This is a genomic window from Geobacter sp., assembly GCF_030834625.1.
In the GTDB taxonomy this organism is placed as follows: Bacteria; Desulfobacterota; Desulfuromonadia; order Geobacterales; family Geobacteraceae; genus Geobacter.
On record NZ_JAUQXO010000065.1, the window covers coordinates 64613 to 77662 of the forward strand.

Sequence of the window (13050 nt, forward strand, 5' to 3'; positions counted from 1 at the left end):
GATTTGCAACATCTTGAAATAGATAGCAAAAATATAAGCAGACAAATTGCAATACGAAATACAGCGTTATAATATGCTGAAACAGGTCTTTTCGGTGTAATGTTTTGATGTGCGATGTAAATATTTGAGGTAAACGAGGCATCTCGTCTTGAAGAGGGGCGCAGGGTATGAATTACGGGGAAGTCTCAAGCGGGGAGAGGATGAGCGGTCAACTTCGAGAGCTGTACCGACAGAAGCTGACAACGGCGGACGAGGCGATGGCACGGATCCAATCCGGTTGGCGCGTGTTTGTCGGGTCCGGCTGCGCCGCGCCTTTGCAGCTGGTTGCTGCTCTGAGCAGAAATGCCGGCAGGTTCCACGACATCGAACTCATCCAGCTTCTCGCCTTCGGTTCGGCTGATTACATTACCGAGCAGAATACCGGCCATCTCCGCCATAACTCATTTTTCATCAGTGAAGACGTCCGTCAGGCGGTCTGCGAGGGGAGGGCGGATTACACGCCGATCTTCCTGAGTGAAATACCGGCGCTGATCCGCCGCGGGCAGAGGGGTAATCAGGCTGCCCTGCTGCAGGTGTCGCCTCCCGATAGTCACGGATTCTGCAGCCTGGGAGTCAATGTGGATATCCAGCGTGCGGCGCTGGACCGTGCCCGACTGGTGATTGCCGAGGTGAATCCCCGCATGCCGCGCACGTGCGGCGACAGCCATGTTCACCTGAGCAGGTTCGATTGTCTTGTGGAAACCGACCGCCCGATTCTCGAATCCGTTGCAAAGGAGCCGGACGAGGTGGAACTGCAGATCGGCTATCACATCTCGCGGCTGGTGGAAAACGGCTGCTGTCTGCAGATGGGAATCGGCACCATCCCCAGCACGGTCCTCAGGTTCATTGCCGACAAGCGGGATCTCGGCGTCCACACCGAGATGTTCAGTGATGCGCTGCTCCCCCTGATCGAGGAGGGAAATATCACCAATCGCCTGAAAAGCGTACATCCCGGCAAAACGGTCACCAGCTTTGTTATAGGCACCCGCGCACTCTATGATTTTGTCGACGGCAATGTGGGGGTTGAATTTCATCCGTCGGATTTCGTCAACGATCCCCGGGTAATTTCCGCCAACGACAAGGTGGTGGCCATCAATTCGGCGCTGCAGGTGGACCTGACCGGGCAGATCTGCGCCGACAGCATTGGCTACAAATTCTACAGCGGCATTGGCGGCCAGGTGGATTTCGCGCGCGGCGCGGCCATGAGCCGAGGGGGGAAACCGATCATAGCAATCCGCAGCACCGCCAAGGATGGGGGCCTCAGCCGGATCGTTCACCGGATCGACGATGGCGCCGGCGTTGTCACAAGTCGCGGCGATGCCCACTACGTGGTGTCAGAGTACGGTGTTGCCTATCTCCATGGTAAAACCATCCGCGAGCGCGCTCTGGCGCTGATCTCCATTGCTCACCCGGACTACCGCCGGGAGTTGCTGGAGTTCGTCAAGCAGAAGCATTATGTCTACGAGTATGAGCAGGTGTGGCAACAGGCGCTGGATCGCTACCCGAAGGAGTTTGAAGAGGTGAGGGCGTTCGGCGGGACCATGATGCTCGTCCGCCCCCTGAAGGCAACGGATGAACGTTTGCTGCAGGAGTTTTTCTACAGCCATAATCCCGAAACCATTTACAACCGCTATTTCGGGCCGAAAATCCAGCTTGCCCATCGCGAGGCGGCAAAACAGGTCTGTGTGGACTATTCCAGCCGCATGGCGCTGGCGGTTTTCCGGCGTGAGGATAATGTTGAGTCCATCGTGGCGGTGGCGCGATACGCGGTCAACCCCCTCACCAATATGGCGGAGACGGCAGTGGTGGTCCACGAAGATTATCGCCGGATGGGGATGGCCCAATACCTTCTCAGCCAGTTGAAGCGCCATGCTGTCGGTCAGGGTATCGAGGGGTTTTATTCAGAGATACTCCCCACCAATGAGGCAATGCTCGCATATCACCGGCGGTTGGGGCATTCGCTGGCCTATTCCGGTGAGACGGATACCTACCATATGGAGTTCCGTTTCAACCAGGATGCGACCGGCGGGAAAAATGGAGGTGGAACCCAGGGAAAGTAGAGGAGTTGCTGACTGCCAAAAGGGTGGGCAATGCGCATGTTATACCATCGGGAATTCCTTCAGCAGACGGCGGTAATCTTCTCCCGTATCCAGGTCGATGTGGATGGTCGGAGTATGCACGTTTACGCTGCGGATATCTCTTCCATATTCCTCAAAGAGGGTTCTGGCGCCGCAGTCGCCGCTCAGTGCCCCGATGCGGGGAAAGATCTCCCGGCTGAAGAGGACCGGGTTGCCGCGTCGGCCGTCAAAGGTGGGTATGACAATGGGGGAGGCGGAATCGCCAAAGGCGGTTATGATGAGGTCAATGGTCTCCGGGGTGATGAGGGGTTGATCGCCAAGGAGAAAGAGCGCGGCGTCAGCCTCCCCGGTCAGCGCCCGCAGTCCCGCCTTCAGTGACGAACTCTGCCCCGCTTCATAGGAGGGATTAACAACGGTGGCAACTCCCCTTTGCTCCATGAGCGGCTTCACGGCCTCCGCTTCGTGGCCGAGCACCACAATCACCTGGTGCAGGGTCGAAGCCAGGGCATTATCAACCACCCACTCAAGAATGGTCCGGCCGCGGAAGGGGAGGAGCTGTTTCGGCTGTCCCATCCGTGTGCTCCTGCCGGCGGCAAGGACAATGCCGGCCACCCTGGGCTGAGCCTTCATTGCACTTTCCCCAGATATACCCGGTGCATGCTGATTTCGTGCAGCAGCTGTCCTACGATGACCGCTTCGGCAACGGGAGGTGAGATCTCCTTGAGCTGGAGGGCGACGGCGGCTCCTTTTTCCTGCAATTCGGGTGAATCTGCCTTGTTAAGGAAGATGAAGCGGCGTGCTTTGGGAGGAGCCCCCTTGAAGGAGCCAGCGGGGTGGGCCAAGAGGCGCGCCAGGGCCGGCACTGTGATGGTTTCGCCTGGGGAGAGCTGCATCAATTCCCCTGCCAGTTGCGAGCGGAAGACCATCTCCTCGCCCAGGGGCCTGCCGAGCACCTCCAACCCTGCCAGTGCGACGACAATCGAGGTGTTCTCGGGAATGACCGGCTCATGCGCCGCCGGTGCCTTCAGCGGCCTTCGGGCCGCGCCGTCGGCCTCCACGACGATCCAGTCGAATTCCCCTGAATCTTCAAAAGTGCGGATCGCCTCAGGGGGAAACCCCTTCAGCTTGTCGGTAGGGGGCAGATGGGAGTATGCCGCCGAAACATGCATGCCGGCGCCTTTGTGGGCTTTGGCCTGGCGGAGGATGACCTGAGGGTCCTGTGATATGAGCAGCGTCTTCGACTGTTCAGCTGAAGGAACGAGGATCCTGGTGGTGGTCGTCGTCAAAACCCTTTTGCCGGAGTAGGCCAACTGCCTGGCAAGGTGAAACATGAGGCTCGTCTTGCCTCCCCCGCCGGTGATGCTTATCACTCCGGCCGGTCCGATACCCACTATTTCGGCGAAAGTTTTCATGGCATCACTGGTTGTAGACGGTAAGGATCGCTTCCAGCACCGATCCCCCAAGGGCTCTGGCCTTCTCGGAAACGGTATGGCAATAGGCGGCATCGCCCCGGGGATCGATGTCGCCGATTTTGAGGCCGGTCGTGACAGGGGAGCCTGGCCTTATGAGGCCGCGCAGGATGCCATCGATCGGGGCTGTGACCGTGTCGGTGCCGACTTGGCCGACAACCTCACCCCTGGCTATTGGGTCGCCGATTTTTTTCCCGGTGGTGAAGGGGCCGTCGCCCGGCGCACGCAGAACCCTCTCCTTGGTAAAGCCGCCGATGTTGCCGGGAATGCCGGTGTTGGGCTCTGCCTCCCCTGTGGTGATAAGCCGTCCCAGATTGTGACCGCGGTTGGTCTCAACCACCAGGTGGCAGTCCCTGCCGGCGGTGAAGCCGGGGCCAAGGGCAATCACGAGCGTCGCGTCGGTGATGGCAATGCCGAGATTGCGTTTGGCAACTGTCGCATCGATGAGGATATCGGGCTGCATTCTGCGTACGGTATCTCCCTTCGGGTCGACGCGGAGGGCGATCATTCCCTTTTCCCAGGCTTTGGCCAGACCCGCTCCATCATCGATCCTCACCGCATCTATCCCTTCCACCGACTTGCGGTCGTCATGGATGGCTTCGCAGAAAGAGACCTCCCTTCGTACCGCCAGGGGACAATGCGTTTCCAGCATGAGGATGCGCCGGAAACCCGATTTGTAGAGCCTGCAGGCCACGCCGGTAGCCATTTCCCCAGCCCCCTTCATGATGATGACGCGTTCCTTGAGAGCTTTCATTTTGTTACTCGCGCCCATAGTAGGTGGAAAGAAGCTGGCTGGCGATGCTGATGGCGATTTCCCGCGGCGAGTTGCCGCCGTTGTCGTGGCCAATGGGGCAGCGGACACCGGAGAGGTCCAGCCCCTTTTCCTCCAGATTGCTCCGTACTTTTGCCCATTTGGATTTGCTGCCGATCATTCCCACGTAGCGGGCTGGGTTTGGCAGCACCTCCTCCAGCACCTGCTGGTCCATGGTGCCGCTGAAGGTCTGGATGGCGACGAAGGTCCGCTTGTCGCACCAGGTGGCTTTCCGGATGAATTCGCTGTAGTGGCACTGGTGGCGGATGACACTGCTCGGGAGGGAAGGGGCGTTGATCCATTCTTCCCGCTCGTCCACGAGATGAATACGGAAGGGGGTGCCGTCAAGGACCTGGCAGAGTGATTGGCCGATATGCCCGGCGCCGAACAGGTAGAGGACGGGGTTGTCGTTGATCACTTCCATATGGAACTCCATGGTGCCGCCGCAGGCTGGAAACTCTCCCCGCTGCTTGAGGGGAACGCTGCTCGTGGTGCTCTGCATGGTCTCAAAGCAATTGCGGGCATCTTCCAATGCGTAATACTCGGGGGTCCCGCCCCCCACGGTGCCGTAGAAGGTCCCGTCGGGAAGGACGATCATCTTTGCCCCATGCTTGCGTGGCGTAGAGCCGCTGCTCTTTGTCACCGTCACCAGCACCGCCAGTTGATTGCTGCGCCGCAGCTCGTCAAGTTTGCCGATCCAGTCCCACATGGCTGACTCCTGTTGTTGCTTTTACGCTGCCTTGGCCTCTTCCCGCTCCCTCTTTTCCTTCAATGCACGCCAGACCTTCTCGTAGGTCAGCGGCAGGCTGTTCACCCGTACCCCCATGGCGTCGAAAATGGCATTGGAGAACATGCCCAGGGTGGGGTTGGTGGCTCCTTCGCCCACCTCCTTTACCCCCCACGGTCCGGTCGGCTCATAGCTGTCCACAACCTCCGACTGGATGGGGGGCATGTCCATGGCGGTAAGCATGCGGTAGTTGGCCAGTTCGGCGTTCTTGATCCTTCCCTTGTCGTCGAAGAGCACTTCCTCCCAGACCGATTCCCCCATCCCCATGTACAGGGCGCCATGGACCTGGCCGTGGAGCAGGCGCGGGTTGATGACCTTGCCGCAATCGTGCACGTCCCAGATGCCAACCACGGTGATTTCACCCGTTTCCTTGTCGATGGAAACTTCTCCCACCTGGGCGCCGAAACTGTAGGCGGGCGAGGTGCCGACCGCCGCTCCCTTGAAGCTCCCTCCCAGTTTTGGCGGCGTGTAGGCTCCCCTTCCCAGGAGCGGCCCCTTGAGGACAAAGTGTCTGCGCGCCACTTCCTGAAAGGTAACAGTCTTATCGGCGCGGGATTTGGAGAAGATCACACCGTCCTCGCAGTCCAGGTCATCGGCAGGGAGGGAAAGCATGGTCGACGCCATGTCGAGGAGTTGCTTCTTGACTTCCTCCCCCGCCTGTTTGACGGCGGCTCCGGACATGTAGGTCTGGCGGCTGGCGTAGGCGCCGAAATCCAGCGGCGTGATCTCCGTGTCGGCGGCAACGATCTTCATCTGCTCATAGCGGTATCCCATGGCCTCGGCCGCCATCTGGCAAAGAATGGTATCAGACCCCTGGCCGATGTCCACCGACCCGGTATAGAGGGTGGCTGCGGTGCCGTCCTCGTGGACCTTGATGAAGGCCGCCGCGTGGGGGAGGTCGGTGCGGTAGATGGGATAGCCGGCGCCGGTGACAAAGCTGCCGGTGGCGACGCCGATGCCGCGCCCATGGGGGAGGTTTTTCTTCTTTTCATCCCAGCCTGACATCTCCCTGGCCCGCTCCAGGCACTCGCGCATCTTGCAGGAGTTGACCTGGAAATCGTTGGGGGTGACGGTATCGGGACGGCGGGCGTTGCGGATGCGGATGTCCATGGGGTCGATCCCCAGATCGGCGGCCACGTTGTCCAGATGGCTCTCGAAGGCGTACTTGGGCTGGGGAGCGCCGTGTCCCCGCTGGGCGCCGCAGGCGGGGAGGTTGGTGTAGACCCGGAACATGTCGAACTGGTAGTTGTCGAACTCGTAGGTCATGGGGAGGAGCGCCCCGGCGTAGTAGGCGCTGGCGATCCCCAGGCTGGTGTAGGCGCCGCCGTCCATGATGAAGTTTGCCCTGGCGGCCAGGATCTTCCCGTCCTTGTCCACCCCGGTGGTGATCTCCATGTACTGGGCGTGCCGACCCCGGTTGTGGGCGAACATCTCGGCCCGGTCGTAGAAGGTACGCACCGGCCGGCCGGTCAGCTTCGCCAGCACTGCGCCGGCGAATTCCAGGCCGGTGGGCTCAAGCTTGCCGCCGAAGCCGCCCCCCAGGTAGGGCTTGATGATGCGCACGTCCCCCATGGGCATGCCGAATTCCCGGGCGATATAGTACTGGAAGTAGTGGGGGGACTGGGTGCTGGCATAAATGGTCAGTTTGTCCCCTTCCCACATGGAGATGGACGAGTGGGGCTCAATGGGGGTCTGGTAGGTGCGCTGCCCCACAAAGGTGTCGGTGCGCACATGGTGCGCCTCGGCCAGGGCCTTTTCCACATCGCCGAACTCCTGGTGAATTTCGGTATTGATGTTCCGTTCGTACTCCTCGTGGACCAGGGGCTGTCCTTCGTCCATGGCATGGCGGAAATCGAGCACCGCCGGCAGTTCTTCGTATTCCACCTTGATGAGCTTCAGGGCCTTGTAGCAGGTTTCCTCGTCCAGGCAGGCCACTGCCGCCACCTTGTCGCCCACGAAGCGCACCTTGTCGATGCAGAAGATGTTTTCGTCCCAGCGGGCCGGGCTCAGGCCATACTTCAGTTCCGGCACATCCTTGTGGGTGATGACTGCTTTCACCCCCGGCAGCTTCTCCGCCTCGGAGGTGTCGATGGAGATGATCCGGGCGTGGGCATGGGGGCTGGTGAGGATCTTGCCGAAGAGCATGTTGGGGAACTTGAGGTCCCCCGTATATTTTGCCGCTCCGGTTACCTTCTCCGGGCCGTCGATGCGGGGGACGCTGCGGCCGATGACTTTATGGTTATCGCTCATCTGGCTTCTCCTTAATGATCTTCTGGCGCTGTCCGCCCCTGGGAGGCGGCCAGGACAGCTTCAACGATATGCACGTAGCCGGTGCAACGGCAGAGATTGCCGGCAATGGCTTCCCGTACCTCCGGCTCGGTGGGGTGGGGGTTGCGGGTCAACAGCGCCTTGGCGGAGAGGACCATGCCGGGGGTGCAGTAGCCGCACTGCACGGCGGCGTGGTTGATCATGGATTCCTGGATGGCGTCCAGTTTCCCGTTGGCGGCTACCCCCTCAATGGTGGTGATCTCCCGGCCGTCGGCCTCCACGGCCAGCATCAGGCAGGAATCCACAGGCTTGCCGTCCAAAAGCACGGTGCATGAACCGCAGTCTCCCAGCTCGCACCCTTTCTTCGTGCCGGTGAGATCCAACTGGTCGCGCAGCACATTGGTCAGGATGGCGTTCCCCTTTACCAGGACGGTCTTTGAGTCGCCATTCACATTCAAGGTGATCAGGTAACGCTTCACCCCATCTTTGTCGGTTATCATTTGCAGCATCTCTTTCCTCCTCACACGTGGCCTTCGTCAATAGCCTTGCGCAGGGCCCGTTTCGTAAGCACCCCAACCAGATTCCTTCGGTATTCGGCGGAGCCGCGGATGCTGTCCCGCGGGCGGCTGGCGGCGGAAGCAAGGCTTCCGGCCTGTTCCAGCAGCTCGTCGCATACCTTTTTCCCTTTCAGGCAGTCCTCTGCCTCCCGGGCCCGCATGACCGTCGGCGAAGCGGAAGCCAGGACGATCCTGGCATCACGAATGGTATCGCCATCCATGGTGACAGCGACGGCAACGCCCACAACAGCCAGGGCTCCGGAACGGCGCAGGCCGAACTTCATATAGGTGCTACCGGTGGTTGGCTGGTCAGGTATGGTGATGTCGGCCAGCAGCTCGCCCGGAGCGATGACCGTCTCGGCCGAACCGTGGAAGAAATCCTCCAGGGGCATGGTCCGTTCCCCCTTGGTGGATACCAGGCGGATCGAGGCATTGAGGGCGATGAGGATCGGGGGGAGGTCGGCGGAAGGAACACCGTTGACGATGTTTCCCCCCACGGTCCCCATGTTGCAGATCTGGTTGGAGGCCATGGTGTGGGCGGCCATGGGGAGCGACAGGTAACGTTCCTGCAGAAGCTTTGAGGTGTAGATGGCATTGTGGCTCGTCAGCGCACCCATGATTATGCCGCGGCCCGGTTCATGACGGATGGTACGCAGGTCGTCCAGGTGTTTGAGTGAGACCAGGTGTTCCGGAGCCAGTTTACCCACCTTCATTTTGTGCAGGACATCGGTGCCGCCCGCCAGAACCGTGGCTTTCTCCCCCAGTTCCGCCAGGAGAGAGCAGGCCTCATTCAGGCTCTCGGGAGCATGATAGGCGAAATCGGGCATGTACATGGGTTACCTCCTGAATATCTCGTATGCAAACTAATTGCGGAAAATTTTTTTCTATTCCTTGAAATCCCGGAGAAAGCGCTTCAGGAGAAGCTTCTCCTCCAGCGAAAAGCTATTAAGCAGCTCGTCGTTGGTTTTCTCTATGGTCGTCGACATTTGGTCCCTGACCGACAGGGCCTTGTCGGTCAGGTAGACCCTCGCCACCCGGCCGTCCTGCGAATCGGTCTCGCGCCGCACCCAGCCGGCGGTCGCCATGCGGTCGAGAATGCCCGCCAGGGTAGCCGTATCCAGGGAGATGCGCCGGCCGATCTCGCCGGCGGAAAGTCCTTCCTCTTCCCACAGGACCTCCAGAAACAGACACTGCATGGGGGTGAGGCCGAATTCCTGAAGGTTTCCCTTCAGCGCCCCCTGTGCCCGCTGGTGGGCCTTGGCGAGCATAAATACTATGTTGTCCCGGAAGGAGACCATGCCCTTAATTCCTCTTGCATACAAGATACTTGCAAGACGGGGCGATGTCAAATGATAAAACATGGTTTTTATTTACCTGGGAGAAGTGGAATTTCTCTCGTCGTCCATCTTGTCGATCTCCGTGAACGCCGCCGCCTCTTGCGAGCCCTTCCTGAAATTCCGTATTGCCCCTCCCAGTGCAGAGCCGAGTTGGGGAAGTTTCGCCGGTCCGACCACGACCAGCATGATAACCAGGATAACGATGAGTTCAGGCATGCCGAATCCGAACATGTTTTGTCTCCTTGTTTGGTCTCCCGTACCGGCGAGAGTAAATAATCGTATTCTTTTGCTTTCGGTGATGCGTCTTATTGGCCGATCGCGCAGTCAGGGCTCGACAGCTCGACCTCTTCAAATTCCATAGTGAGAAGATTGATGCAAAGCTGACGGTTACGCAACGTATCGCCGGTTCCCATAAGGAGCTTGCAGACCTCGGCGGTCTGGATGCCGGCTATCACCGCCGGGGTGAAAGAAGGGTTGCCCATCTGCTGTTCCAATCCCTTGCCTTCCACCCAGCGGTCATACAGCAGTCGGATGGTTCGATCCCCGGGAAATTGGGTGGTGACTTGGCCGAACCAGCCTCCTATGGCCCCGTGCACCAGAGGGAGGCCCAATCCGTCGCAGCTGTCCGCCAGTGCCAGTCGCGTCGGGACCGAATCCAGGGCATCCACTACGACATCGACATCCTGGAAAAGCTCCACGGCGTTTTCCGTCCCATAGGCCGCCTGCACCGGAACCAGCGTCACCGCCGGGTTGATTTCCGCTATCCGTGCCGCCGCGGCCTCTACCTTGGCCTGCCCCAGTCGGGCGGGGGAGGAGAGGAGTTGACGGTTCAGGTTGTGCTCCTCGAAGAAGTCGGGGTCGATGGCGATGATGGTGCCAACTCCGAGCCGAGACAGTTCTTCGATAACGTAACCCCCCAGCCCGCCGCACCCCACCACCGCTACCCGTCCCCTGAACAGCTTTAGCTGCTGGCCCACGCTGATGGCCTGGCGGTTGCGCTGGTAGCGGGCGGGGAGAATGGCCAGGTCCAAGGCTGTTTCCTCGACCCGGGCAAGAGAGACCCGGAACCGCGCAGCGGCTTCGATCTGTGTTGCCCAGGAGATGAGGCCGTCCTTCGCCTCTCCGGCCAGGTACCGACGCAGCTCTTCCATCCTAACCTCCTGCCACCAGCGGGAAGAAGGCGAGGCTGTCCCCATCCCGCAGCTGCTGGTCCGGGGCCGCATGTCTCCCGTTCACCATGATCATGCTGATCTCCGTATCCGGTATCTGCAGTTCACGGATCACTTCGCCGATACTGGTACTGGGCGGGTAGTGCCTCGTTGCTGCCGCGAAGCGTCCGAAGCGGAATGTGGCGAACAGTTTTACCGTGACGTTCATGGCGCACCCCTTTCCGTCGTCAGGCTAAAAATTCCAGAACGCGTCGATTTCCTCGTCGGTGAAGTCCCACACGGCGTTGTGCGGTGCCAGCGGCTCCCTGAAAAAGTCGGGGAGACGATCATCCTTATTGGTGAAGCCGGCTGCCAGGTTGAAGGCCCGTTCCGTTTTCAGGGTGGTGACCCCCAGTTCTCCGAGCCAGTCCGGGGTAAGCTTGAGACCGAAGCAGGCGTTCAGCATGTCCATCAGAGCCGGGACGCAGGTGGGAATGTCCGCAGCGGGAAAGCCGATGAACAGGCAGAGGCCGAGGGAATCGAGCATGACGGTGGCGATCTGCAGGTGCCGGGAAAGTTCCACCTGGCCGTCCTTCTTCAGCGGATCGACGATGCCGCCGCCGACCCCCATGAGATTGGTGGCGACTGCATAGCCCATGGTATGGTCCGCTCCCATGGTGCTGGTGGCGTAGGTGATGCCGATACCCTTGATGGCGCGGGGATCGTAGGCGGGAATCGCCTGGTTCTTCACCACCGGTACCCGGGTCACCCCATAGGCCTTCCCCACATTGCCGGTACCGTTGCCGATGATTCGTCCCAGCGGGGTCCCTCGGCCGATCTCTTCCCGAAGTATCCGCAACACCCCTTCGCCGTCGCCAAACGGCAGTACGCCCGCCTCCATTGCCACCCCAATGGCCACCGATGTTTCGATGGAATCGATGCCGATGTCATCCATGATGTAATCGGCGGCGGCGATCTGGTCCAGGTCCCCCAGGCAGGCATTGGCTCCCAGGGTCTCGATGGTCTCGTATTCGAATCCTGAGGTGACGTACGTGCCGTTCTTGTCGTTATAAACCTGGGAGCATTGAATGATGCAGCCGGGCTGGCAGCCATGCCTCGGTTTCCCCCCCCGTTCGATGATCGTTTCGCGCATGGTCTCGCCGGAGATCTTTTCGTGGCCCTCATAGCGGCCATAGGTGAAGTTGCGGGTCGGAAGACCCCCCGCCTCGTTGACGATGTTGACCATCTCGGCCGTACCGAAAGTGGGGAGGCCCTGGCCGGTTCCGGGATGCTCCAGAATCGCCTTGGCAAAGGCCCGGGCGGCGGCGGTGAACGTCTCCTTGTCCACGGGCTTGATGCCGGGGGCGTCGCGGTCGTCGATGGAGATGAACTTGATCCTCTTCGACCCCATTACGGCACCGAGGCCGCCGCGGCCATGACTGCGCAGCTTGCTGTCCGAATCCTTGACCGAGATGTTGGCGGCAAGCAGCTTCATCTCCCCCGCGGGACCGATGGTGAGTACCCCCGTCTTCTTGCCGAGCCTTTTTTCCAGAGCTTCGACAACGGCAAAGTTTCCCTGGCCGATCAGTTCCGTCTCAACCGCTACGGACACCCCATCCTTGTTGACATGCAGGCTGTACCAGTTGTCTCCCGCAGGCAGCCCCTCGATGATGAGCGCCTTGATACCGAGGCGGCCGAACATCTGGGCGGCCAGTCCGCCGGCGTTGCTCTCCTTGATGGTGCCGGTCAGGGGACTTTTGGCACCGGCGGAAAAGCGCCCGCTGTTGGCGGCGGTTGTGCCGCTCAGCAGGCCGGGGGCAAAGACCAGCTTGTTGTCCGCCCCCAGCGGATGGCAGGTAGGTTTCACTTCTTTTGCAACGATGGTAGAGGTAAGGGCACGGCCGCCGAGGCAGGCCCATTCTTTGGGAACCGGCTCAGTGGTGGTGCTGAGGCTGGTCATGTCGACACGAAGGATCTTGTTCATGGTTCTTCTCCCTTTCAGTAGAAATTTCCCCTAGTCTCCTTTCCGAAAGGGGAGGTCACGCCGTTTCCAGCGTGACCCGCAGGCCTCGTGCCATGGGGGAGTTCCTTTAGGCAAGACGGCTCGGAGACTTTTTCCCGCCTGATGGTACTGTTGTAGCCGCTCCTGCTAGAACTCAAAAACCTTGCGCGGCTCCGCCGTCATGCTGTCGATGGATGCGTTGCCGTGCTCCAGATAGAAAACCTTGAAGATCGGGTTGTCCGGCGTCTGATAGATGCCTTTGAGCATGGGATAGTTGGCGAAGCACTTCTCCTTGCTCCTGATATCCTCGTCGAATGTGATCTCGCCGCTTATTCTCAGCCACCGCATATCGTCAGTGGTCCTCGTGAATTCGATGTACGGACATTCGGTCAGTTGCCGGTAAACATCTTTATTGCTGGCTGTACAAAAATAGAATCTGCCGTTCTCCTCAAACATGACGGCGAAGGGTCTGACTCTTGGTTTCCCGGCATCCACGGTTGCCAGGCTGCCGTAGCAGGGGATCGGCAGCATGTCGAGTACTTCTTTCATGTAAC

Annotated in this window: 14 protein-coding genes and 1 riboswitch; of the genes, 1 reads left to right on the forward strand and 13 read right to left on the reverse strand. The window is 60.0% G+C overall.

Going from position 1 to position 13050, the window contains the following annotated elements:
* The first annotated feature begins 200 nt into the window (after positions 1-200).
* Complete coding sequence (locus RCH91_RS15440) at positions 201-2099, forward strand: bifunctional acetyl-CoA hydrolase/transferase family protein/GNAT family N-acetyltransferase (RefSeq protein WP_306535876.1); 1899 nt, start codon at positions 201-203, stop codon at positions 2097-2099.
* A gap of 39 nt (positions 2100-2138) precedes the next feature.
* Here RCH91_RS15440 and mocA read toward each other — a convergent pair whose 3' ends face one another.
* From mocA to RCH91_RS15505, 13 genes are all read right to left on the reverse strand, one after another.
* Positions 2139-2747, reverse strand: a complete 609-nt coding sequence (mocA, locus tag RCH91_RS15445; RefSeq protein WP_306535877.1) for a molybdenum cofactor cytidylyltransferase — start codon at positions 2745-2747, stop codon at positions 2139-2141.
* Positions 2744-3529 carry a selenium cofactor biosynthesis protein YqeC gene (gene yqeC, locus RCH91_RS15450; protein WP_306535878.1) on the reverse strand — a complete coding sequence of 262 codons (786 nt, stop codon included), beginning with the start codon at positions 3527-3529 and terminating at the stop codon, positions 2744-2746. Before yqeC ends, mocA begins: the two co-directional genes overlap by 4 nt.
* A gap of 4 nt (positions 3530-3533) precedes the next feature.
* Positions 3534-4340: a selenium-dependent molybdenum cofactor biosynthesis protein YqeB gene (gene yqeB / locus RCH91_RS15455; protein ID WP_306535879.1), complete on the reverse strand. Its 807-nt coding sequence runs from the start codon at positions 4338-4340 to the stop codon at positions 3534-3536.
* 4 nt (positions 4341-4344) lie between these two features.
* Positions 4345-5106 carry an XdhC family protein gene (locus RCH91_RS15460; protein WP_306535880.1) on the reverse strand — a complete coding sequence of 254 codons (762 nt, stop codon included), beginning with the start codon at positions 5104-5106 and terminating at the stop codon, positions 4345-4347.
* A 21-nt stretch (positions 5107-5127) separates the two neighbouring features.
* A complete protein-coding gene (gene hcrA, locus RCH91_RS15465) occupies positions 5128-7434 on the reverse strand; it encodes a 4-hydroxybenzoyl-CoA reductase subunit alpha (protein ID WP_306535881.1) in 2307 nt (768 codons plus the stop codon).
* 11 nt (positions 7435-7445) lie between these two features.
* Positions 7446-7961, reverse strand: a complete 516-nt coding sequence (locus RCH91_RS15470; protein ID WP_306535882.1) for a (2Fe-2S)-binding protein — start codon at positions 7959-7961, stop codon at positions 7446-7448.
* 11 nt (positions 7962-7972) lie between these two features.
* Positions 7973-8842, reverse strand: a complete 870-nt coding sequence (locus RCH91_RS15475) for a xanthine dehydrogenase family protein subunit M (protein ID WP_306535883.1) — start codon at positions 8840-8842, stop codon at positions 7973-7975.
* A gap of 51 nt (positions 8843-8893) precedes the next feature.
* Complete coding sequence (locus RCH91_RS15480) at positions 8894-9307, reverse strand: MarR family winged helix-turn-helix transcriptional regulator (RefSeq protein WP_306535884.1); 414 nt, start codon at positions 9305-9307, stop codon at positions 8894-8896.
* Between the two features lie 72 nt (positions 9308-9379).
* Positions 9380-9577, reverse strand: a complete 198-nt coding sequence (gene tatA / locus RCH91_RS15485) for a twin-arginine translocase TatA/TatE family subunit (protein WP_306535885.1) — start codon at positions 9575-9577, stop codon at positions 9380-9382.
* A 74-nt stretch (positions 9578-9651) separates the two neighbouring features.
* Entirely contained in the window at positions 9652-10497 is an 846-nt protein-coding gene (locus tag RCH91_RS15490; protein ID WP_306535886.1) for a HesA/MoeB/ThiF family protein, read from the reverse strand.
* 1 nt (position 10498) lies between these two features.
* The gene (locus tag RCH91_RS15495) at positions 10499-10723 is read right to left on the reverse strand and encodes a MoaD/ThiS family protein (RefSeq protein ID WP_306535887.1); all 225 of its coding nucleotides are present in this window, start codon (positions 10721-10723) and stop codon (positions 10499-10501) included.
* Positions 10724-10747: 24 nt separating this feature from the next.
* The gene (locus RCH91_RS15500; protein ID WP_306535888.1) at positions 10748-12478 is read right to left on the reverse strand and encodes an aldehyde ferredoxin oxidoreductase C-terminal domain-containing protein; all 1731 of its coding nucleotides are present in this window, start codon (positions 12476-12478) and stop codon (positions 10748-10750) included.
* A gap of 19 nt (positions 12479-12497) precedes the next feature.
* A riboswitch (molybdenum cofactor riboswitch) is annotated at positions 12498-12616 on the reverse strand.
* Positions 12617-12643: 27 nt separating this feature from the next.
* Positions 12644-13045, reverse strand: coding sequence for a pyridoxamine 5'-phosphate oxidase family protein (locus RCH91_RS15505; RefSeq protein ID WP_306535889.1), 402 nt, complete (start codon positions 13043-13045; stop codon positions 12644-12646).
* Between the last annotated feature and the right edge of the window lie 5 nt (positions 13046-13050).